Annotated in this window: 24 protein-coding genes; 5 read left to right on the top strand and 19 right to left on the bottom strand. The window is 70.2% G+C overall.

The window, feature by feature from the left end:
- The first annotated feature begins 53 nt into the window (after nucleotides 1–53).
- Complete coding sequence (locus ABT004_RS18340) at nucleotides 54–392, top strand: DUF2516 family protein (protein WP_351337737.1); 339 nt, start codon at nucleotides 54–56, stop codon at nucleotides 390–392.
- Between the two features lie 34 nt (nucleotides 393–426).
- Here the strand turns inward: ABT004_RS18340 and ABT004_RS18335 are convergent, their stop codons facing one another.
- The 3 genes from ABT004_RS18335 to ABT004_RS18325 all read right to left on the bottom strand — a co-directional run bounded on the left by ABT004_RS18335 (nucleotide 427) and on the right by ABT004_RS18325 (nucleotide 4,220).
- Nucleotides 427–1,878, bottom strand: coding sequence for a PP2C family protein-serine/threonine phosphatase (locus tag ABT004_RS18335; protein ID WP_351337735.1), 1,452 nt, complete (start codon nucleotides 1,876–1,878; stop codon nucleotides 427–429).
- A 288-nt stretch (nucleotides 1,879–2,166) separates the two neighbouring features.
- A complete protein-coding gene (locus ABT004_RS18330) occupies nucleotides 2,167–3,237 on the bottom strand; it encodes a C40 family peptidase (protein WP_351337732.1) in 1,071 nt (356 codons plus the stop codon).
- 173 nt (nucleotides 3,238–3,410) lie between these two features.
- On the bottom strand, nucleotides 3,411–4,220 hold the full coding sequence (locus tag ABT004_RS18325) for a class I SAM-dependent methyltransferase (protein WP_351337729.1): 810 nt from the start codon (nucleotides 4,218–4,220) through the stop codon (nucleotides 3,411–3,413).
- Between the two features lie 169 nt (nucleotides 4,221–4,389).
- Between ABT004_RS18325 and mshA the strand changes: the two genes are divergently transcribed.
- Together mshA and ABT004_RS18315 are read left to right on the top strand one after the other, a co-directional pair.
- Nucleotides 4,390–5,733: a D-inositol-3-phosphate glycosyltransferase gene (mshA, locus tag ABT004_RS18320; RefSeq protein WP_351337726.1), complete on the top strand. Its 1,344-nt coding sequence runs from the start codon at nucleotides 4,390–4,392 to the stop codon at nucleotides 5,731–5,733.
- Nucleotides 5,726–6,235: a type III secretion system chaperone family protein gene (locus tag ABT004_RS18315; RefSeq protein ID WP_351337724.1), complete on the top strand. Its 510-nt coding sequence runs from the start codon at nucleotides 5,726–5,728 to the stop codon at nucleotides 6,233–6,235. Before mshA ends, ABT004_RS18315 begins: the two co-directional genes overlap by 8 nt.
- 46 nt (nucleotides 6,236–6,281) lie before the next feature.
- Here the strand turns inward: ABT004_RS18315 and ABT004_RS18310 are convergent, their stop codons facing one another.
- From ABT004_RS18310 to ABT004_RS18300, 3 genes are all read right to left on the bottom strand, one after another.
- Nucleotides 6,282–6,473 carry a hypothetical protein gene (locus ABT004_RS18310; protein ID WP_351337851.1) on the bottom strand — a complete coding sequence of 64 codons (192 nt, stop codon included), beginning with the start codon at nucleotides 6,471–6,473 and terminating at the stop codon, nucleotides 6,282–6,284.
- Nucleotides 6,474–6,541: 68 nt separating this feature from the next.
- Complete coding sequence (locus tag ABT004_RS18305) at nucleotides 6,542–6,820, bottom strand: hypothetical protein (protein ID WP_351337721.1); 279 nt, start codon at nucleotides 6,818–6,820, stop codon at nucleotides 6,542–6,544.
- A 30-nt stretch (nucleotides 6,821–6,850) separates the two neighbouring features.
- The gene (locus tag ABT004_RS18300; RefSeq protein WP_351337719.1) at nucleotides 6,851–8,125 is read right to left on the bottom strand and encodes an MDR family MFS transporter; all 1,275 of its coding nucleotides are present in this window, start codon (nucleotides 8,123–8,125) and stop codon (nucleotides 6,851–6,853) included.
- Between the two features lie 135 nt (nucleotides 8,126–8,260).
- Here ABT004_RS18300 and ABT004_RS18295 point away from each other — a divergent pair, with 135 nt between their 5' ends.
- Nucleotides 8,261–9,022 carry a phosphoglyceromutase gene (locus ABT004_RS18295; protein WP_351337716.1) on the top strand — a complete coding sequence of 254 codons (762 nt, stop codon included), beginning with the start codon at nucleotides 8,261–8,263 and terminating at the stop codon, nucleotides 9,020–9,022.
- Between the two features lie 94 nt (nucleotides 9,023–9,116).
- Here ABT004_RS18295 and ABT004_RS18290 read toward each other — a convergent pair whose 3' ends face one another.
- The 13 genes from ABT004_RS18290 to ABT004_RS18230 form a co-directional block, all read right to left on the bottom strand.
- Nucleotides 9,117–10,082 (bottom strand): Fic family protein, encoded by a 966-nt coding sequence (locus ABT004_RS18290; protein WP_351337713.1) that lies wholly within the window; start codon nucleotides 10,080–10,082, stop codon nucleotides 9,117–9,119.
- 291 nt (nucleotides 10,083–10,373) lie between these two features.
- Nucleotides 10,374–11,624, bottom strand: coding sequence for a tyrosine-type recombinase/integrase (locus tag ABT004_RS18285; protein ID WP_351337710.1), 1,251 nt, complete (start codon nucleotides 11,622–11,624; stop codon nucleotides 10,374–10,376).
- The gene (locus tag ABT004_RS18280) at nucleotides 11,624–11,818 is read right to left on the bottom strand and encodes a helix-turn-helix transcriptional regulator (RefSeq protein WP_266714660.1); all 195 of its coding nucleotides are present in this window, start codon (nucleotides 11,816–11,818) and stop codon (nucleotides 11,624–11,626) included. Before ABT004_RS18280 ends, ABT004_RS18285 begins: the two co-directional genes overlap by 1 nt.
- 2 nt (nucleotides 11,819–11,820) lie before the next feature.
- Nucleotides 11,821–13,194, bottom strand: coding sequence for a replication initiator protein RepSA (gene repSA / locus ABT004_RS18275; protein ID WP_351337706.1), 1,374 nt, complete (start codon nucleotides 13,192–13,194; stop codon nucleotides 11,821–11,823).
- A complete protein-coding gene (locus ABT004_RS18270) occupies nucleotides 13,187–13,378 on the bottom strand; it encodes a hypothetical protein (protein WP_351337703.1) in 192 nt (63 codons plus the stop codon). The genes repSA and ABT004_RS18270 overlap by 8 nt, the downstream gene beginning before the upstream one ends.
- Nucleotides 13,379–13,465: 87 nt before the next feature.
- The gene (locus ABT004_RS18265; RefSeq protein WP_351337700.1) at nucleotides 13,466–13,780 is read right to left on the bottom strand and encodes a SpdD-like protein; all 315 of its coding nucleotides are present in this window, start codon (nucleotides 13,778–13,780) and stop codon (nucleotides 13,466–13,468) included.
- Nucleotides 13,781–13,806: 26 nt separating this feature from the next.
- On the bottom strand, nucleotides 13,807–13,962 hold the full coding sequence (locus ABT004_RS18260) for a hypothetical protein (RefSeq protein ID WP_328633431.1): 156 nt from the start codon (nucleotides 13,960–13,962) through the stop codon (nucleotides 13,807–13,809).
- A gap of 10 nt (nucleotides 13,963–13,972) precedes the next feature.
- Nucleotides 13,973–14,164, bottom strand: coding sequence for a mobile element transfer protein (locus ABT004_RS18255; RefSeq protein WP_266714668.1), 192 nt, complete (start codon nucleotides 14,162–14,164; stop codon nucleotides 13,973–13,975).
- 18 nt (nucleotides 14,165–14,182) lie between these two features.
- Entirely contained in the window at nucleotides 14,183–14,878 is a 696-nt protein-coding gene (locus tag ABT004_RS18250) for a DUF2637 domain-containing protein (protein ID WP_351337697.1), read from the bottom strand.
- A gap of 3 nt (nucleotides 14,879–14,881) precedes the next feature.
- Complete coding sequence (locus ABT004_RS18245) at nucleotides 14,882–15,067, bottom strand: hypothetical protein (RefSeq protein ID WP_351337695.1); 186 nt, start codon at nucleotides 15,065–15,067, stop codon at nucleotides 14,882–14,884.
- An 80-nt stretch (nucleotides 15,068–15,147) separates the two neighbouring features.
- Nucleotides 15,148–16,518 carry an FtsK/SpoIIIE domain-containing protein gene (locus ABT004_RS18240; RefSeq protein WP_351337692.1) on the bottom strand — a complete coding sequence of 457 codons (1,371 nt, stop codon included), beginning with the start codon at nucleotides 16,516–16,518 and terminating at the stop codon, nucleotides 15,148–15,150.
- A 2-nt stretch (nucleotides 16,519–16,520) separates the two neighbouring features.
- Nucleotides 16,521–16,877, bottom strand: a complete 357-nt coding sequence (locus ABT004_RS18235) for an SCO3933 family regulatory protein (RefSeq protein WP_351337689.1) — start codon at nucleotides 16,875–16,877, stop codon at nucleotides 16,521–16,523.
- 138 nt (nucleotides 16,878–17,015) lie between these two features.
- Complete coding sequence (locus tag ABT004_RS18230; RefSeq protein WP_351337686.1) at nucleotides 17,016–17,795, bottom strand: GntR family transcriptional regulator; 780 nt, start codon at nucleotides 17,793–17,795, stop codon at nucleotides 17,016–17,018.
- A gap of 18 nt (nucleotides 17,796–17,813) precedes the next feature.
- Here ABT004_RS18230 and ABT004_RS18225 point away from each other — a divergent pair, with 18 nt between their 5' ends.
- On the top strand, nucleotides 17,814–18,281 hold the full coding sequence (locus ABT004_RS18225; protein ID WP_351337685.1) for an NUDIX hydrolase: 468 nt from the start codon (nucleotides 17,814–17,816) through the stop codon (nucleotides 18,279–18,281).
- Nucleotides 18,282–18,662: the final 381 nt, after the last annotated feature.

The following is an 18,662-nucleotide window of genomic DNA, read 5'->3' as shown; positions in this document are numbered from 1 at the left end:
CAGGTCCTTCAAGAACTGTTCAAGAAGACGATTCTGGTGGTGGCGTTGTGCTGATGCAGGGGTTCGCCAGTGTGATGTGGCTGCTGAGCACGGCGCTGATCATCTTCAGCGGCTTCGCGTTCATCGACGCCGCAGTGCGGCGCGAGGACGCCTACCGTGCGGCGGACAAGAAGACCAAGCCGTTCTGGCTGATCATCCTCGGGATCGCGTTCGTCGTGAACCTGCTGTTCCCGATCCTGTCGTTCCTGCCGATCATCGGGCTCGTCGCGACCATCGTGTACATGGTGGACGTGCGGCCCGCCGTCAAGCAGATCGGCGGTGGTGGCGGGGGCAGCAAGCGCCGCGGCTCCAGCAGCGACGGACCGTACGGCCCGTACAACGGCGGCCGCTGAGCCCGGACCTCACGGCGGCCGCTGAGCCCGGACCTCACCGGTCGAGCAGCAGTACCGCCACGTCGTCCGTCAGATCGCCCCCGTTGAGGTCGCGCACCTCGTTCATCGCGGCCTCGAGCAGCGCCTCGCCGGTCAGGCCCTGCGCGCGCTGACGGCGGATCATCTCCACCATGCCCTCCTGGCCGAGTCGCTGCCTGCCCTGGCCGATCCGGCCCTCGATCAGGCCGTCCGTGTAGAGCATCAGGCTCCACGAAGGCCCCAACTCGACCTGCATGCGCGGCCACCGCGCCTTCGGCAGCAGCCCGAGGGCCGGCCCGTTGTTCTCGTACGGGAGCAGGCCCGCGGGGCGGCCGGGGGTCGCTATCAGCGGTGCCGGGTGGCCCGCCAGGCACAGGCCCGCGCGCCGGCTGTCCGGCGAGATGTCGACCGTGCACAGCGTCGCGAAGATCTCGTCGTCCGCGCGCTCGTGCTCCAGGACCTGCTGGAGGGTGGAGAGGAGCTCGTCGCCGCACAGGCCCGCGAACGTCAACGTCCGCCAGGCGATCCGCAGTTCGACGCCGAGCGCCGCCTCGTCGGGGCCGTGCCCGCAGACGTCGCCGATCATCGCATGGACCGTGCCGTCGGGCGTGCGCACCGTGTCGTAGAAGTCGCCGCCGAGCAGCGCGCGCGAGCGGCCCGGACGGTAGCGGGCGGCGAAGCGCAGCGGTGAACCGTCGAGCAGCGGCTTCGGCAGCAGGCCGCGCTCCAGGCGGGCGTTCTCCTGCGCGCGGAGCCGGGACTCGGTGAGCCCCTGCTGCGCGATGTCGGCGCGCTTGCGCTCGACCGCGTACCGGATGGCCCGGCCGAGCAGCCGGGAGTCCAGCTCGTCGCGCATCAGGTAGTCCTGCGCGCCCACCCGGACCGCCTCCGCGCCGCGCTCGGCGTCGCCCGACGTGGTCAGGGCGAGCACGGCCCGGCGCGGGGCGAGGCGCAGCAGGTGTCGCAGCGTGCCCAGCTCGTCGTGGTGTTCCGGCGCAGTCCCGTCCGGCTTCGCCTTGTCAGGCGTCGTCCTGTCCGCCTTCGCGCCGGGCAGCGCGAGGTCCAGCAGGACGCAGCTGACGTCGTCGGTGAGCAGCCGCTCGGCCTCGGTGAGGTTGCGCGCGGTGCGCACGCGGATCGGCTTGCCCACGGCGTCGGGCATCTCGGGGATGCTGAGGGAGCCCGCCGGGTCGTCCTCTATGACCAGGATCGTCAGACCGGTGGCGTCACGCTCGGCGGGTGCCGACTCGTGAGCGGGGTCCTCGGCCGGTGCCTCCCGGCCGCGCTCGGCGCTCTGCGGGTCGTTCTGTATGTCGTTGGCATCGAGCTGTACGTCGTTGGCGGCGGGGCGGTGGGTGATCGGCCGCTCGCCTCGCAGGTCGTACGTGTCGGTCGTGGTGTGCGCGTCCTGAGCCTGACCACTTTCCACGGCCGGGATGGCTCTCTGCCGCGGTACGGGTACGGGCATCGCTTCGGTTCCTTCCCTCCCCCCGAGGGCACGGTGGGACGAAGGTCCTCGCACCACCGACGGGGACCTTAGCGGTAGCCGACGCCCGAACGGAATGGTGAGCGGCAAGGGGCCGGCGTCATATGCCGCTCCCCGCACCGGAATTGGGTGGGTTCCGTCCCTGGTCGGACGGGCCGAGGATGACGAACGTCACGCCGGTGGGCCGCAACCGCGGCGCTCCGCGTGCCATGGGTCACGTGGGGCACATCACCCGTCGGGGCCCATGTCCGGCATCCGGTCACCCGGGCCTCAGGCGTCGGGCCTGACCACCCCGAGCATCGCCATGGAGCCCGCGCCCGCGACCGTCACGTTCCGCCCCGGGCGGGGTGCGTGGATGATCGCGCCCTTGCCTATGTACATCCCGACATGGCTGGCGTCGTCGTGGTAAATGATCAGGTCGCCGGGTCGCATGTCCTTGATGGCGATGTGCTTCAGCTGCTTCCACTGCTCTTGCGACGTGCGCGGAATCGGCCGCTTCGCCGACGCCCACGCCTGCGAGGTCAGGCCCGAGCAGTCGAACGACTTCGGGCCCTCGGCGCCCCACACGTACGGTTTGCCCAGCTGCTCCGAGGCGTAGCGCACGGCCTTCTTGCCGGGGGCCGACGCCTTGCCGTCGATCTCCTTCAGGACGCCCGAGGAGAGCCATTCCGTCTGCGCCTTCTGCTCGGCCGCCTCCTCCAGCTGCCGCAGCTGCTCGCGCTCCTTCTTGGCGAGCTTGTCCTCGATCTTCTGCGCCGCCTTGATCTGCTTCTCGATCCGCTCCTTCGCGGCGGCCTTCTTCTTGCGCCCCTCGTCCAGCGCCTTCCACTTGGCGGAGGCTTCGTCCGCGTACGCCTGCAGGGTGTCCTGGGCCTTGGTGAGGCGGGACATCAGGTTCCGCGTGGCCTGCTGCCCCTGGTAGGCGCGGCCCGCGTTGTCGAGGAAGCGGCTCGGGTCGCCGGCGAGCATGAACTGCGTCTCCTGGGAGATCCCGCCGGTGCGGTACTGCTCCCGGGCCGCCGCGCCCGCCCGGCCCTTGAGGCCGTCGAGCTTCTGCTGGCCCGCGGCGATCTTCCGGGCCAGCTTCACGATCTGGTCGGACTGGTCGGCCGCCTTCTCCTCCGCCGCGTTGTACTCGTCGGTGGCGACCGCGGCCTGGTGGTACAGCTTGTCGATCTTCTTGCGGACCGACTCAAGGTCCTTGACCCCGGGGGAACTTGACGGCGATGGGGAGGATGGAGAGGGGGACGGCTCCGCGTACGCCAGTCCCGTCGGCGCCAGTACGGTCACGGCGCACACCAGCGCCAGAGCCGCCACCGTCGTCGTGCTCCGCTTGCTCATCCGCTTCCGCCCCCACAGCCGAGACAAACCTGATGGACCGTCAGTAAGTCGAGCGCTCCGGGGATGGTGCCATGCGCGCCTCGAAACCGACAGACCCCGGCGCGGTGCGGCAACTGCCCCGCACGGTTCGACGAACGAGGTCCCGAGATCGTTCCCTCGACTTCCGCCGCGTCTCAGCCGCCCGTCGAAACCCGCCGCGGCGCCAACGCCCCCCACGCCACGGTCACTTCACCCTGCCGCCAGCGCCCCGCCCTGTCCACCACCGGCCAGTCCGCCGACAGCTCCCGCACCGCCCGGATCCAGCGCTGCCGCGCACCGTACGAGGCATAGGGCGCGGCCGAGGCCCACGCCCGGTCGAAATCGCGCAGGAAGGCGTGCACCGGCTCACCGGGGACATTGCGGTGGATCAGCGCCTTGGGTAGACGTTCGGCCAGGTCGGACGGGGTGTCCAAGGAACCGATCCGGGTCGCGAACGTCACGGTCCGCGGGCCCTCGGGGTCGAGCGCCACCCACACGTGCCGGCGCCCGATCTCGTCGCACGTGCCCTCCACGAGAAGGCCGTCCGGCGCGAGCCGCCCGCACAGCCGCTGCCACACCGCGGCGACCTGCTCCTCGTCGTACTGGCGCAGCACGTTCGCGGCGCGGATCAGGACCGGGGGAGTACTCAGTGGCAGCTCGAAGCCGCCGTGCCGGAACGTGAGCCCGTCGCGCTCGTACGGCTTCGCGGCGGCGACCCGCGCCGGTTCGATCTCGATGCCCACCACGCGCGCGTGCGGCGCCGCCCCGCGCAGCCGGGTCAGGAGTTCCACCGCGGTCCAGGGCGCCGCGCCGTAGCCGAGGTCGACCGCCACCGGGTCGTCGGCGCGGCGCAGCGCGGCGCCGTGCACGGCCGCGATCCAGCGGTCCATGCGGCGGAGTCGATTGGGGTTGGTGGTGCCTCGCGTCACGGTTCCCACGGGGCGGGAGGAGGGGCGCGGGCTCATGCTCAAGAGGGTATGTGCTGCGCCCGGCGCGGCTTTGGTTGAGACCCGTACGGTAATGATTCGGCAAAGTGGAAATGGAGCAGCCGACTCCGGCGTTGCCGCCTTGGAAGAGGGCCTGTGCCCTCCGGTCGTCGTGCCCGCAGTCCGCCCACCAAGGAGGGCCCGCCACGTGAGCCAGTACGTGACCAGGTTCCGCCGCTCCGGGGCTGCTCCGGCCCTGCTGCGGTTCCCCGGTGCGCATCGCCGCCCCCGCCGCGTCGCGATGCTCAGCGTGCACACCTCGCCCCTCCACCAGCCCGGAACGGGCGACGCGGGCGGCATGAACGTCTACATAGTCGAGCTCGCCAAGCGGCTCGCGGCGATCAACATCGAGGTCGAGATCTTCACCCGCGCCACCTCCGGGGGCCTGCCGCCGGAGGTCGAGCTCGCGCCGGGCGTCCTCGTACGACATGTGGACGCGGGCCCCTACGAAGGCCTCGCCAAGGAGGACCTGCCCGCCCAGCTCTGTGCCTTCACCCACGGAGTCATGCAGGCGTGGGCGGGTCACCGCCCCGGCTATTACGACCTCGTCCACTCGCACTACTGGCTGTCCGGGCAGGTCGGCTGGCTGGCCGCCGAGCGCTGGGGCGCGCCCCTCGTGCACGCCATGCACACCATGGCCAAGGTCAAGAACGCGTCGCTCGCCGAGGGCGACACCCCCGAGCCGGCCGCCCGCGTCATCGGCGAGACCCAGATCGTGCGCGCCGCCGACCGCCTCATCGCGAACACGGCGGAGGAGGCCGACGAGCTGGTCCGCTACTACGAGGCGGACCCCGGGAGCGTCGCGGTGGTGCACCCCGGCGTGAACCTGGACCGCTTCCGCCCCGCCGACGGCAGGGCCGCCGCTCGCGCCCGCCTCGGCCTGCCGCAGGACGCCCTGATCCCCCTCTTCGCGGGCCGCATCCAGCCCCTGAAGGCGCCCGACATCCTCCTGAAGGCGGTCGCCGTCCTCCTCGACGAGCGCCCGGAACTCCGCTCCCGCATGGTCGTCCCGGTGGTCGGAGGCCCCAGCGGCAGCGGCCTCGCCAAGCCGGCGGCGCTCCAGAAGCTCGCCGCGAAGCTCGGCGTCGCGGACGTCGTCCGCTTCCAGCCGCCGGTTGGCCAGGAGGCGCTCGCGGACTGGTTCCGCGCCGCGTCCGTCCTCGTCATGCCCTCCTACAACGAGTCCTTCGGACTCGTCGCCATAGAGGCCCAGGCCGCCGGTACGCCGGTGATCGCCGCGTCCGTGGGCGGCCTCCCCGTAGCCGTGCGCGACGAAAAGACCGGCTTCCTTGTCGACGGCCACGAACCGGCCCACTACGCGCGCGTGCTCCGCGACTTCGCCGACCACCCCCACCTGGTCGACACCATGGGCAACGCGGCCGCCCGCCACGCCCTCTCCTTCGGCTGGGACACGGCGGCCTCCGCCACGGCGGACGTCTACACGGCGGCGATGCAGGCGCGGCGCCATCACATACCCTCGCACCATGGCTGACGAAGGACACCAGCGACCGGCACACGACGTCATCGAGTCCACGTTGAAGGACGCCGAGCTGGAGTGGGAGAGCCCGGAGCCGGGCTCGTACGTCGTGAAGCTGCCCGGCACCCGCAAGCTCTCGACGACGCTGTCCCTGCGCGCCGGCCGGCACAGCCTCTCGCTCAACGCCTTCGTGATCCGCCACCCGGACGAGAACGAGGCCGGGGTGCACCGGTGGCTCCTGGAGCGCAATCTGCGCCTGTACGGCGTGAGTTACGCGGTCGACCAGCTCGGCGACATCTACCTCACCGGGAAGCTACCGCTCGCCGCCGTCACCCCCGACGAACTGGACCGGCTCCTCGGCTCGGTGCTGGAAGCGGCGGACGGCTCCTTCAACACGCTCCTCGAACTGGGCTTCGCGAGCGCGATCCGCAAGGAGTACGAGTGGCGGGTGTCGCGCGGCGAGTCGACGCGCAACCTGGACGCGTTCACGCATCTGACCCAGCGACCCGCCAAGTAGTCCACCTGGTGGGCCAGCTGCTTGCTGGTTGAGCGCTGGTTGCGCGCTAGTTGAGCGCCACCATCCGCACCACCGTCACGGTCAGCACCGACCCGGAGACGTAATAGAGGACTATCGCCCCGCCGACCGTCGCCTCGCGGCGGTCGCGCTCTCCGGAGACCGTGGTGGAACCGTGGCCGTAGGGGTCGTGGGAGAGCGTGCGGGCCATCTCGTCGCGGAAGGCGTCCGGGTTGGCCATCTTGGCGAGCGTGTCGTCGGCGGGCGGTGCGTAGGCGACGCGGCAGGCGGCGCGCCTGCGTCTGCGGCTCACGCCGGGCCCCGCCTCTCCGCCTCGTCGTGGGCGAGCCTGGCCAGGATCGCGTCGGCCTCCGGGTCCGGAACCGCCTCCAGCATCCAGTGCCGCATGACGGCGTGGATCTCGCCGACGCCCGCCGCGTTGATCGCCTTGTCGAACTCGTGCCGACGGTTCGGTTCGAGCGCGGCGCGAATCGCCGGGATGCTGTTGGGGACGTCGACCTCGACGCCGCCCACCAGCGTTCTGGGCGGTTCGTCAGTTCTGGAGGAGGTCCTAGGGGGTTCGGCCATGTACGGTCACGTACCCGCCGAACTGCCCGGTCAAGCCGGGCTGTTCCCGGCCTCGACGGGAGCCGCCACGGGAGCCGCGGCGACGGGCACCGAAGGCTCCGTGTCCGACAGCTCGCGCATCAACACCCAGTAGCCGATCGCCGTCACCGTGCCGAGGGCCGCGCATCCCGCCCACAGCCACCCGGCGCCCGCCGAGTCGATCACCCAGCCGCCCGCGAGCGGGGCCACGAGGGCCGCCGCCGACCACGACATGGTGTAGACGCCCTGGTAGCGGCCGCGCCCCTCGGCGGGGGAGAGCCGGGCCACGAGCCCCGACTGCGTAGGCGCGTTGATCATCTCGCCGAGCGTCCACACCACGACCGTGAGCGCGTACGCGGCGAGCGATCCGGCGATGGCGGTGAGCGCGAAGCCGTAGCCGATCAGGAGCGAGGAGACGGTCAACAGGCGGCCGGGGTCGCGGCGTTCGATGAACCGGGTCAGCGGGATCTGCAGCGCGACGATCACGAGCCCGTTCACGCCGGCGACGAGCCCGACGTCCGAACTGCTGAGCCCGTTCTCGCCCATGACGATCGGCAGCCCGACCGAACTCTGCGTGAACACGACCGCGACCAGAAACGAAAGACCCACCATCAGCATGAAGCGGCCGTCGCGCAGCACGGTCCCCATGGTGACCACCGGGCTGGACGGCGCGCCGGGCACCACCGTGCTCGTCGGCCGCGACTCCTTCACCTTCACGAAGACGACGCAGGCGCAGGCGAGCGTCATGGCCGCCTCGACGAGAAACCCGAGCGTGTAGCTCTGCGCGACGAGGAAGCCGGCGTACACCGACGAGACGGCGAACCCCAGGTTGATCGCCCAGTAGTTGAGCGAGAACGCCCGCACCCGGTCCTCGGGGCGCACGATGTCGGCCATCATCGCCTGGATCGCGGGCCGCGAGGCGTTCGACGCGAGACCGAGGGCGAAGCCGGTGACCGCGATCCACGCCGGGTCGCGCACGAAGGCGAGCGCGGCGACCGTCGCCGAGGTGGCGAGCTGCGCGCCGAGCAGCGTCGGCCGCCGCCCGAGCCGGTCGGCGAGCACCCCGCCGAGTACGGACGCGATGACCCCGCCGAGCCCGATCAGCGAGGCGACGAGCCCGGCGTACGCGGCCGAGAACCCGCGCGAGGCGGTCAGGTACAGCGCGAGGAACGTAAGAACGAAGTTCCCGAGCCGGTTGACGAGGGTGCTGGTCCACAGCCACCAGAATTCGCGCGGCAGCCCGGAGACGGACTCCTGGGCGGCACGTCTGAGCGAGGCGACTGACATGGGTGCATCCCCCGGGGCGTAAGTAAGCAGTGCAGCAGGTTTACGTAACTTACGTGCCGGGTATTCGTACGGGCCACTCAATTGACGGGGACCGTCAATCGGCGGGCGCCGGACGGGTCGATTAGGCTCGCCCCCATGGCCGACGCACCGTACAAGCTGATCCTCCTCCGCCACGGCGAGAGCGAGTGGAACGCGAAGAACCTGTTCACCGGATGGGTGGACGTCAACCTGAACGAGAAGGGCGAGAAGGAGGCGGTCCGCGGCGGTGAGCTGCTCAAGGACGCCGGCCTGCTCCCCGACGTCGTCCACACGTCGCTCCAGAAGCGCGCGATCCGCACGGCCCAGCTGTCGCTGGAGTCCGCGGACCGCCACTGGATCCCGGTCCACCGCAGCTGGCGCCTGAACGAGCGCCACTACGGCGCCCTCCAGGGCAAGGACAAGGCGCAGACCCTCGCCGAGTTCGGCGAGGAGCAGTTCATGCTGTGGCGCCGCTCGTACGACACCCCGCCGCCGCCCCTGGACCGCGACGCCGAGTACTCCCAGTTCGAGGACCCCCGCTACGCGACGCTCCCGCCGGAGCTGCGCCCGCAGACGGAGTGCCTCAAGGACGTCGTCACGCGCATGCTGCCGTACTGGTTCGACGGCATCGTCCCGGACCTGCTCACCGGGAAGACGGTCCTGGTCGCGGCCCACGGGAACAGCCTCCGCGCCCTGGTCAAGCACCTCGACGGCATCTCCGACGCCGACATCGCGGGCCTGAACATCCCGACCGGCATCCCGCTCGCCTACGAGCTGGACGCGGACTTCAAGCCGGTCAAGGCCGGCGGCACCTACCTGGACCCCGACGCGGCCAGGGCGGCCATCGAGGCGGTCAAGAACCAGGGCAAGAAGAAGTAAGAGCCTACGAAGAAGCCCCCTACCTGCGGTTTTCCCGCTGGTAGGGGGTCTTTGTTGTGCCCTTGGGCCGTCTATGGGCCGTGGGTAGCTAGCTCTACCCTTTATCGGCGCGTTGGTACTTGGACTCCTCGTACTGCTCAAGCCATTTGCGGCTGCTGCGCCAAGAGCCATCCTCGGCCTTGACCGCTCGCAGTCTTCCGCGGCTTGCCGCCACGCGGAGAGCGTTCTCAGAGATGCCTTCTGTTGCCAAAGCTGCCAACGGGACGAGCTTCACGGGTCCTGCTACAGCTGGCAGGACGAAGCGGTACAGGTTGGTCGTCACACTTCGTGCGATCAGCTCGGCGAGGGGGCCATACTCCCCTCGGTCGCCGCGGCGCATCGCCTTGAGGTATTTGTCCCGATCGCGCTTGTAGATGATCGCGGGCGGGTAGCCCAGGCGGCCAAGGAGCAAGTTAAGTACGAGACGGCCAGTTCTGCCGTTCCCGTCTAGGAACGGGTGGATCTGCTCGAACCGGTTGTGCAGCTGCGCCACCTTTTCCGGGAGGGAGGCGCTCTCGTTCGTGGCCCGCAGTTTGTCGGCATCGGCGACCCAGTCCCGCATCAGATGGTCTACGTCAGTCCATGAGGGCGGCTTCATGCCCTCGCTGAAGGCCGCGATCTCGTGTTGCCTGAAGCTGCCGGGACCTTCGAAGTCGGAAGCGTCGGGGTGAGGCTCTACAGTCCAGACTGGCGTCATCAGGACGTGGTGGATGTTGCGCACCTCTTGCAAGGTGATGATGCAACCGTCGGTCCAGTCGCCGGGTTCTAGGGCTTGGCCGTAGACCCACTTGGCTGCGTCGCCGTAGCCCCGTACCTCCATGTAGTCACGGAGTGGTTTGGCGCCGACCGCCTTCCCGTCCTCGAGGAGCTGTGCCACCTCGCGACGGACAAGCGTGTTGCCCTCCAGGGCGGTGCTGTTGTGCGCTTCCTCGTGCCAAAGATCGGACCAGATGTCCTCGGCTTCGGTGGGGGTGGGGAGGCCGCCGAACCGGTCCTGAAGCTCGCGGATCGCCTCGTCCATGCCCTGGTAGACGCTAGCGCGTGACGGTCGGCCCACGATCAACCTCGATTTTGTTCGGTGTGAAGTTGAGAAACCGTACCGAACAAAATTTGAATCTGTTCGCTCGATGCCCAAGAAACCGAACCGAACAACTCTGAAAGTTGTTCGGTCGCAGGCTGAGAAACCGTTCCGTACAAAAGATGTCTGTGGGTGCTGGTTGTGCAGCCTTGCGACTTGCCGAGCTAGGCTCTCCAAAAATTGAATGTCGATGAGCCTAGCACGGCAACCAAACAAACTGTATATTTTGCCTGGTCAGGATGTGTGTGGGCGGTGGCGGTAGGTGCTGCTGAAGATGGAGGAGACCGCTTTACGGGTCCTCTCCTGACTGGAGGGCATCAGGTGCGCGTACACGCGGAGCGTGAGTCCGGGGTCTGAGTGCCCGAGGTACTCGGCGACGGCCTTGATGCTCTCTCCGGCGTCCAGGAGGACCGAGGCGTAGAAGTGCCGCAGGGCGTGCATGCCGTTCTCGCGTGACTCCGCGTAGGGCTCGCCCCGCTTGGGTGTGGGGATCACTCCGGCAGCGGCCAGCGCCGGTTTCCACGCCTCTTCGTTGAGCGAGGTACGCCAGACGTGCCCGCCGCGCGGAGCGGTGAAGATCAGCCGCTTGGTCACGGGCGGCCCGTCGGCGACCTTCCAGGGCAGCGTGATCTCGACCGGCGGGAACTCCTTCATGTGGGCACGCAGCGCGTCGGCGACGGGGCCGGGGAGCGGCGTGTCCCGGAGCTTGCCGCCTTTGGGAGGGGCGAATACGGGCTTGCTGCGGCTGAGCTTGAGCTGCTGGACGACGTGCAGGGTCTCCGACTCGAAGTCGATCGCGTCGACGGCGACGCCGAGGATCTCGCCTTGTCGAAGTCCGCAGCCACCGCCGAGGTCGACCATCGACTGGTATCGCTCGGGCATGGCGGCCTGGACGGCGAAGACGCGCTCAGGGGTCCACGGGATGACGCGCTTGGCGTCGACCGTTGGCGGCCGGACCGAGCGAGCGGCGCACGGGTTCCGGGGGAGGTGCCCGTCATCGACAGCGGCGGACAGGGCGGCGCGCACGTTGGAGTAGATGGTCCGGGCGTACGAACCTCGGACGCCGTTCTCCTGGAGCTTCCGCACCCAGTCACGGATGTGGGCCGGTTGGAACGAGCCGAGAGGGCGCGCGCCCAGGTGAGGGAAGGCGTGCAGCCGGAGCTGCGACTCCATCGACGCCTGGGTGTTCGGGTCGGCTCCCTGTGTGGCCACCCAGCGCTCCGCGTACTGCTGGAAGGTGATCCGCGCAGCTCGCGGGTCGATGTACTGACCGCGTGCCATGTCGGCTTCGGTGTGCGCCAGCCACTGGTCAGCGAGCCGCTTCTGTCGGTCCGGGAAGCTCTTGGACTTCTCCGTACCGTCCGGGCCGATGTAGCGGGCTCGGTAGCGCATGCCCGATCCATAACGGTCGGACTTGACCTTGCGGGTCTTGCCGTCCGGGCCGATCTCGCTCCGGTACCAACGGTCTTGGACGTGCCCAGCCATCAGGCAGCCACCGCCATCTGCGACTCGACCCAGGCGCGTACGTCGGCGGGGTCGAAGCGAAGGTGCCGGCCGACGCGGAACCCCTTCGGGCCGGTGCGCTTGCGGCGCCACTGGTAGACGGTCTCGACCGGGACGGCCAGGAGCTCGGCGACGTCGACCGGTGTCAGGTAGCGCTCGGGCAAGGCGTGCTGCATGGTCACCACTCCTTCTCGTGCGTCAGGTCGGCCAGGGCTTCGCGGGCTGTCTCGCGGTTGAGTTGGAGGCCGCGGGCGATGGTGGCGGCCAGGGCGGATTCGCCGGGGGTGTGGCCGTGGCCCGCGTACTGCCAGTCGGCCAGGACCAGGACGGTGTCCGGCTCGTAGTCGGGATTGCCGAGGGCTTCGCGTTCCTGGGCGGCGCGGAAGTCGGCGCGGGCCTGGCGGAGTTCGCCGAGCGTCGTCGAGTAGCGGCGGGACTTGGAGGAGAAGTGGCCCCGGAAGCCGAGCATGTGAGCCCAGGCCCAGAGGCGGCGGTCCGGGTACAGCGGGTCCAGGTGCTTGCACGCCTCGATCAGGCGGCGGGTGTGGTCGGGGACCTGGTGGCGGTCGAGTTCGGAGAGTTCGCCGATGCGGCGGTCGAGGGTTCCGGTGGTCTCGGCGGCCTTGGTGGCGTATTTGGCGACGTAGGCGGCGACGGCCTGTTCGGTGATGTCGGAGCCGTCGCCGAAAGCCTTGACCGGGCGGACGTCGAGCTGGGTGCCCCAGCGGAAGGTGCGGGCCGGTTCGTCCTCGGAGGCCGGGACCGACACCGACGTGTAGCTGTGCGCGGCGGCGGCCTGGATCGCGTCGGCGAGGAGCGTGACCGTGGCCCAGGATGGCGGCGGGGTCTCCGGGCCTTCGGGGCCGTCGATGCGGATCACCGCGTGGAAGTGCAGGGCGCCGCGCTTCTGGAACTCGGCGACCTTGCCGTACGAGAGGCGGGCGGACTCCTTGAGTTCGCGCTGGGTGACTCCGGCGCGGGCGGCGATCTCGCGGCGCAGGCGGGTTGTGAAGCGCATCCACAGGTCGCCCGCGTGGTTGTTGAAGAGGACGGCGGCGGCGTAGTCGTACGTAGTCGGGTCCAGGGCCGTGCCGAGGGCGGGGTCGTCGGTGGCGTGGCGGGTGCCGCAGCGGCAGGTGCCGGAGTCCGGGCGGTTGTGGACCGGGCCGAAGGACGGGGCGGTGAGAGTGGCGAAGACGCGGGGGTGGTCGCGGACCGTGGAGGGGATGTCGCGGCGGTCGTCTCCGGCCAGGCCCGCGCGGATCAGGTGGTACGTGTCGCCCGCGTACGTGAAGGCGCAGGACGGGCAGCGGGAGGCGCGGCGGTTGCCGCAGGCGAGGCGGAGTCGGCCGCCCGGCTCGGTCTCGGTGGAGTAGTGGTGCAGGGTCTCGCCGGTGGTCTTGTCCTTGGTGAGGGTCCAGCCGGTGAGGTGGATGGGGTCGGAGCAGCCGCCGGTGCGCTGGATCTGGTCCTGCCAGCGGTCGAAGTCGGCGGCCGAAGCCACCCTCAGCAGGTCGCCGAGGGTGGTCGGGTCGAGGAGCGTGTCAGGCACGGGCGCCCTCCCGCGCGATGCGGGTGCGGAGGACGACGAAGCCGGTGCCGTCGCAGGGCGCGCAGTCGGCGGTGATGGTGCGCAGGTGGCCGTGCCGGTCGCGGCCGCCGAGGGTGATGGCGACGGAGGCGAAGCCGTCGCAGGCGGCGCAGATGCGGGACGGGCGGCGGGTGCGGTGCGTCATGCTGGGGGTTCCTTCCGGTTCTTGGATCGGTTGGGTACGGCTCCCGGGCGGTGGAGACTTGGCGGTTTCAGGCCGCCCGGGGGCCGGTCAGCGGCGCTTGTGCTCGGAGTTCATGAGCGAGCGGATGACGAGCGCGGTGATGGCGGTCGATCCGGCGGTGATGGCGACGGCCAGGAGCAGCGAGACCAGGACGGTGCCGAGGACCAGGACGACGCCCGTGCCGCCGACGACGAGGGTGATCAGGGCGCCGGGCGTGAGTTGGATCGTGGGGCGGGTCGAGGCCGGAGGCTGGGGCGCCACCGGGGCGGGCTGAGACTGCGTGATCGCCGTGGGCTCGACGACGGCGGGCGGGGTGACCTGGCCAGTCGGGACGGGCATGGACGGGACCTTGGGGCGCAGCATCGGGACGTACTCCCTTCCGTGGGCGGTTACTTGACGGCGGTGTCGATGACCGGGGCGAGGACGCTGTCGGCGAGGAGGTAGCCGCCCAGGAGCAGGAGGGCGACGAGCCACCAGGGCGGGCGCATGAGCTTGATGCCGACCAGGCCGACGCAGGCGACGAAGAACCAGAGCGGGACGTCCATGGCGGTCTCCTCAGCGGACGCGGCAGCGGTGGGTGCGGGCGGCGAGCTGGGCGGCGGACTGGCTGGAGTAGTCCGAGGACCAGCCACAGCGGTCGGCGGTGCAGACGGCGGCGTGCTTGGTGCGGCCGTGGCGGTCGCGGTGGGTGCCGACCTGGACGGGGCCGATCTGCATCACCGAGTGGAAGTGGTCGCGGGCGGGCATGGTGGTTCTCCTTTCGGATCAGGTGAGTTGGGCGGCGATGGCGTCGGCCAGCTGGGGCGGGACGCCGAGGCGGGAGCGCAGGGTGTCGGGGTCGATGGCGACGCCGGTACGGGTCCGGTGGTCGTCGGCGACCTTGCGGGCGTGGGCGACGAGGGCGGCCGGGACGGCGGGGGCCGGGTCGGCGGGCGGTGGGGCCGCGGGCTCGGTGGCGGTGGCCGGGAGCGCCGGGGCTTCCTCGACGGCCGGAGGCTCTACGGGCTCCGGGGCCGGGGGCGTCGGCCGCTCGATTTCCGGCTCGGGCTCGGGTGCCGGCCGAACCGCTTCCTGCTCGTCCTCGGCGGGCGCGGCCGTGGCCGTGTGGGCGAGGAGCGTGCCTCCGAGGAAGGCGATCGCGGGCCATCCGGCGACGCCGATGCGGAGCCAGGCGGGCGGGTGGTCGACGTCGAGGAGTCCGGCGGTGGCGACGTTGGCGCCGAGCGAGGCGAACAGGGCGACGGCGAACCAGGTCCAGGCCAGCCGGGAGCGCCGGTCGGCCCGGAGTCGACGCCAGGCGGCGACCAGGAGCAGGTCGACGCTGACCGGGTAGGCCCAGGCCTTCCAGCCGTCTTGTCCGGCAGCGGCGGCCAGGTCGTGGAGGTGGGCGAAGGAGAGGGCTCCGGCGATGACGGCCTGGACCAGGACGGCGTCCGGTCGGAGCGTGGGGCGGGCCGTCACCGGTCAGCCCTCCGCCGGGTCGTCGTTGCCGTCGTACGGCATGGGCGGCAGGACCCCGATCGGGAGCGACAGGGCCAGTGCCGGGGCGATGACCTCGACGAACGCGGCGTCGGTCTCGTAGCGGCGCTCGTACAGGTCGAGTGCGCCGAGGAGGGCGGCGGTGCGGGCGAAGTCCTCGTTGGCGTCCATGAGTTGGCCTCCTGTTTTCGGCATGGGCGGGGTAGGGGCGTGGCGCGGGGCGGTCGCGCCGACCGTGGAGCGAGGGAGAGTCAGGCCGTGACTGTGGCGGCCTTGGTGAGCGACACGGGCGCCGGGGCGGGCGCGGGCACGGCGGGCCGGAAGGCGGCGAGCGCGGGCAGGTCCGGCGTGCGGTCGGCGTGGGCGTTGCAGAGGTTCACGGCGTCGCGCAGCGAGGTGTGCGGGGCGCGGATGCGGGCCCAGCCGCCGGTCGAATCACCGGCCACGGCGATGCCGGGGGTGTCGGGCGAGATCTGGATGGCGGCGATCACGGCGTCCGGGGAGATGTCGCCGAAGGCCATGTTGGCGCTGGTCTCGTCGTTGACGCGGTGGGCGGTGCGGCCGGTGAGCTGGGCGCGGAGCATGGTGATGCCCTTGCCGAGTTCGGAGCCGAAGCGTTGGCCGCAGATCTCCAGGTAGATGCCGGCCGCGCGGCCGAGCTGGGCGAGGCGGACGAGCGCGGTGACGATGCGGTCGCGGCGCTTCTCCTCGTCCTTGGAGGCGTACAGGGCGAGTTCGGCGACCTCGTCGACCAGGACGACGACCGGGGTCGGGCGCAGGTCGGCGGGCAGGTCCCAGATGTCGGCGGCGATCTCCGCGTCCGGGACGCCGACGCTGATGCGCTGTTCGGCGCGGATGAGTTGGTAGACCTCCTGCATGTGGTCGACGAGCGCGTCGAGGAGTTCGAGCGCGGTGTTCGGGTCGTCGGCGAGCGCGGAGAACCGGCGGGCGAGCGGGAAGAGTTCGACGCCTTGTTTGCAGTCGATGCCGACCAGGGCGACGTCGAGCGGGGCGAGGCCGCACACGAGATTGCGCTGGTAGACGGACTTGCCGGACTCGGTGGCGCCGAGGGTCAGGCCGTGCGGGACGGCCCGGTAGTCGCGGTAATGCACCGAGCCGTCCTCGCGCAGCGCGACCGGGACACGTAGCGGCGACGCATCGGCGGCAGTGCTGGCGGCATTCGGCATCTGCACCCGCTTGAGCACGTCGTAGCCGGTCATCCTCAACTCGACGACACCGGAGCGAAGTTCACGGGAGCTGACACCGCACATCCCGAAGGAGTGGCGGAGCCGATCCGTGGCGGCGGAGAAGTCGAAGGCGTCCTGTCCGGGGCGGAGCTTGAGGCGCAGGACGAGGCCGGTCCGGGTGGGTCGCAGCCGCAGGATGCGCGGGGAGCGGGACTCGGGCAGAGGCCGGTTGGCCAGGCGGGCGAGTGTGAGGCGCCAGCGTGACGGCGGGACCGTCAGCCCGCAGGCCTCCATCACGGAGGCGTAGCGGACCAGGAGCCGCAGCGACGCGAGCACGGCGCCGAAGCAGACCCAGTACCAGGCGGGGCGCCGCCACCGCAGAAGACCTGCGACGGCGGCCGCCACCAGGAGCACGATGACGAGGAACTCGCCCATGATCAGGCCGCCTTGGCCGTGGCCGCAGAAGCGGCGAGCGAGGTGACGGCGATGGCGCGGAAGGCGATGCCGTGCCGCTTCTGCCCGTTGAACTCGTTCTCCCACGGGCGGGCGATCAGGCCGGTGAGCGCGACGGGCGTACCCATCGTCAGCTCCTCGGAGACGCCGGTCTCGGGGACGGTGACGGACAGGATCTCCACCTGGTCGTTGGCCGCGAACATCACGTCCACGGTCATCAGCTTGCCGCCGGTCTCGACGTCCAGGGCGACCTCACCGGTCTTACGGTCCTTGACCTTGATCTGCGGGGTCTTGGCGACCATGACGGTGGCGGCGGAGGTGTCGACGGGGATCTGACGCACAGAGATCACTCCTATAGAGATGCTGGACTCCGTCACTCATGTACATGAGTGACATGAAGAAGAGTGCAACACTCCTATACATGAGTCAACCCGCCGCGACAGAAAAGTCACGACGGGCTGCGGATCAGCGAGGGTGCGTCAGTCGGCGGCGGGGATCCGGTACTCGAAAACGAACTGGTCAGCGGCCATGAGGGTGTCGCACACCTCGACCACGCGACCCTCGGTCGTCCGGGCCTCACGAATCAGATGAACCACCGGGTCACCGGGGCTCAGCGCCAGCTCGGACGCCTCCGCCTTGGAGGCCGGACGCGCCTGCAAGGTCTCGACGAACTCCGCGAACTCGTGCCCGTGGTCTTCGAGTCGGGCATAGATGCCGCCACCGCCGGGGTTCTCGGCGAACAGCTCGGGGATGTCCTTCACGACATCCCACGGGAGGTACGAGGAAGCCGTCTCGACCGGGGTGCCGTTGCGGAAGTAGAGGCGTCGACGGGCCAGGACCTGAGTGCCGGCCGAAACGCCGAGCCGTTCGGCAGCATCCTCCGGGGCCTCCATGGGCCCGATGTAGAGCACGCTCACCTTCGCCGTGGCGCCGGACTGCGCGGATTCGGCGAGGTAGGCGGCCTTGCCGCCCTGGCGGTGCGAACGCCGGAAGCGGTCGGAGGAGCGGTGCCGTACCGGCGGCCGGTCCTTCACGATGGAGCCCTTGCCGTGCCGGGTCTCCACGAGCCCACTGGCCCGGACCTCGACCATGGCCTTACGGATCGTGCCGCCCGAGACGCCGTAGCGCTCGACCAGCTCCGATTCGCTCGGCACCAGCTCACCAGGCTTGAGGACACCAGCCCTGATCTGCTGAACAAGATCCTCAGCGATCCGCACGTACTGAGGGACGGACCTCCCCTCTCCTGCTGCAGTTCCCATAGTCCTTTTCTTCCTCCTATGCTCCTGTACATGAGTAACAGCGCCAAGGAAGGCCAGTCAACGCCACTGCACTCCGTGTCCGTAGCCGGAGTGGTGGTCCGCGATGACGGCCGACTCCTGGCGATCCGCCGAGCGGACAACGGCACGTGGGAGCTCCCCGGCGGCGTACTCGAGTTGGAGGAGTCCCCGGAGGCGGGCGTACGGCGGGAGGTCTGGGAAGAGACCGGCATCCACGTCGAGGTGGACGAGCTGACCGGCGTCTACAAGAACACCACCCGAGGCGTCGTCGCTTTGGTGTTCCGCTGCAAGCCCGCGGGCGGCGAGGAGCGCACGTCGGACGAGTCCACGGCCGTGGAGTGGCTGACGCCCGACGAGGTCAGCGAATATATGTCCGAGGTCTACTCGATCCGGCTCCTCGATGCCCTCGACGGGGCAGGTCCTCACGTCCGAAGCCATGACGGCAAGCGGCTGACACCAGCGCGATAGAACTTTCCCTACTTCATCAAGACCGGCTGCGCTCCGCTCCGCCGGGCGCGCTTCCCGGCTCCGCTGCCCTTCGCGCTCATGCCTTCGGCCCGCGCTACGGGCGCTGCGCCGACGCGCGCCCACAAGGGGTCAGGCCGGGAACATGAGTCGAGCACCCGACACATGCCGGCCACGGTCAAAGACGATGCCTCCGGCGGGGGCGCTCCGGCACCGGGGGCCGGGGGTAGCGCTGTCGGGTGCGGGTCCGCGGGTGGTTGCGAGAAGGGCTCCCATCCCGTCCACCGTCGACCCAGGCAAAGCCGAGCAGACGTGGTTCATGGCGTCCAGGTCGTTCGTACAGTGGCGCGGGACAACAGGAAGCCCATAAACAAAGATAGGTAG

The sequence above is a fragment of the Streptomyces sp. NPDC002790 genome (assembly GCF_040295505.1).
In the GTDB taxonomy this organism is placed as follows: Bacteria; Actinomycetota; Actinomycetes; order Streptomycetales; family Streptomycetaceae; genus Streptomyces.
This window is presented reverse-complemented; position numbering and strand designations above follow the sequence as displayed.

Bases quoted from the DNA above. Each gene is read 5' to 3' on its own strand.
- ABT004_RS18290 (WP_351337713.1), bottom strand. From the start codon at position 10,082: ATGGACGAGGCGATCCGCGAGCTTCAGGACCGGTTCGGCGGCCTCCCC.
- ABT004_RS18300 (WP_351337719.1), bottom strand. From the start codon at position 8,125: ATGTCAGTCGCCTCGCTCAGACGTGCCGCCCAGGAGTCCGTCTCCGGG.
- ABT004_RS18255 (WP_266714668.1), bottom strand. From the start codon at position 14,164: ATGCCCGCCCGCGACCACTTCCACTCGGTGATGCAGATCGGCCCCGTC.
- ABT004_RS18285 (WP_351337710.1), bottom strand. From the start codon at position 11,624: ATGGCTGGGCACGTCCAAGACCGTTGGTACCGGAGCGAGATCGGCCCG.
- ABT004_RS18265 (WP_351337700.1), bottom strand. From the start codon at position 13,780: ATGCTGCGCCCCAAGGTCCCGTCCATGCCCGTCCCGACTGGCCAGGTC.
- ABT004_RS18310 (WP_351337851.1), bottom strand. From the start codon at position 6,473: ATGGCCAACCCGGACGCCTTCCGCGACGAGATGGCCCGCACGCTCTCC.
- ABT004_RS18280 (WP_266714660.1), bottom strand. From the start codon at position 11,818: ATGCAGCACGCCTTGCCCGAGCGCTACCTGACACCGGTCGACGTCGCC.
- ABT004_RS18240 (WP_351337692.1), bottom strand. From the start codon at position 16,518: ATGGGCGAGTTCCTCGTCATCGTGCTCCTGGTGGCGGCCGCCGTCGCA.
- ABT004_RS18340 (WP_351337737.1), top strand. From the start codon at position 54: ATGCAGGGGTTCGCCAGTGTGATGTGGCTGCTGAGCACGGCGCTGATC.
- ABT004_RS18335 (WP_351337735.1), bottom strand. From the start codon at position 1,878: ATGCCCGTACCCGTACCGCGGCAGAGAGCCATCCCGGCCGTGGAAAGT.
- ABT004_RS18305 (WP_351337721.1), bottom strand. From the start codon at position 6,820: ATGGCCGAACCCCCTAGGACCTCCTCCAGAACTGACGAACCGCCCAGA.
- ABT004_RS18270 (WP_351337703.1), bottom strand. From the start codon at position 13,378: ATGACGCACCGCACCCGCCGCCCGTCCCGCATCTGCGCCGCCTGCGAC.
- ABT004_RS18245 (WP_351337695.1), bottom strand. From the start codon at position 15,067: ATGGACGCCAACGAGGACTTCGCCCGCACCGCCGCCCTCCTCGGCGCA.
- ABT004_RS18260 (WP_328633431.1), bottom strand. From the start codon at position 13,962: ATGGACGTCCCGCTCTGGTTCTTCGTCGCCTGCGTCGGCCTGGTCGGC.
- ABT004_RS18330 (WP_351337732.1), bottom strand. From the start codon at position 3,237: ATGAGCAAGCGGAGCACGACGACGGTGGCGGCTCTGGCGCTGGTGTGC.
- ABT004_RS18315 (WP_351337724.1), top strand. From the start codon at position 5,726: ATGGCTGACGAAGGACACCAGCGACCGGCACACGACGTCATCGAGTCC.
- ABT004_RS18230 (WP_351337686.1), bottom strand. From the start codon at position 17,795: ATGGGAACTGCAGCAGGAGAGGGGAGGTCCGTCCCTCAGTACGTGCGG.
- ABT004_RS18325 (WP_351337729.1), bottom strand. From the start codon at position 4,220: ATGAGCCCGCGCCCCTCCTCCCGCCCCGTGGGAACCGTGACGCGAGGC.
- ABT004_RS18295 (WP_351337716.1), top strand. From the start codon at position 8,261: ATGGCCGACGCACCGTACAAGCTGATCCTCCTCCGCCACGGCGAGAGC.
- ABT004_RS18225 (WP_351337685.1), top strand. From the start codon at position 17,814: ATGCTCCTGTACATGAGTAACAGCGCCAAGGAAGGCCAGTCAACGCCA.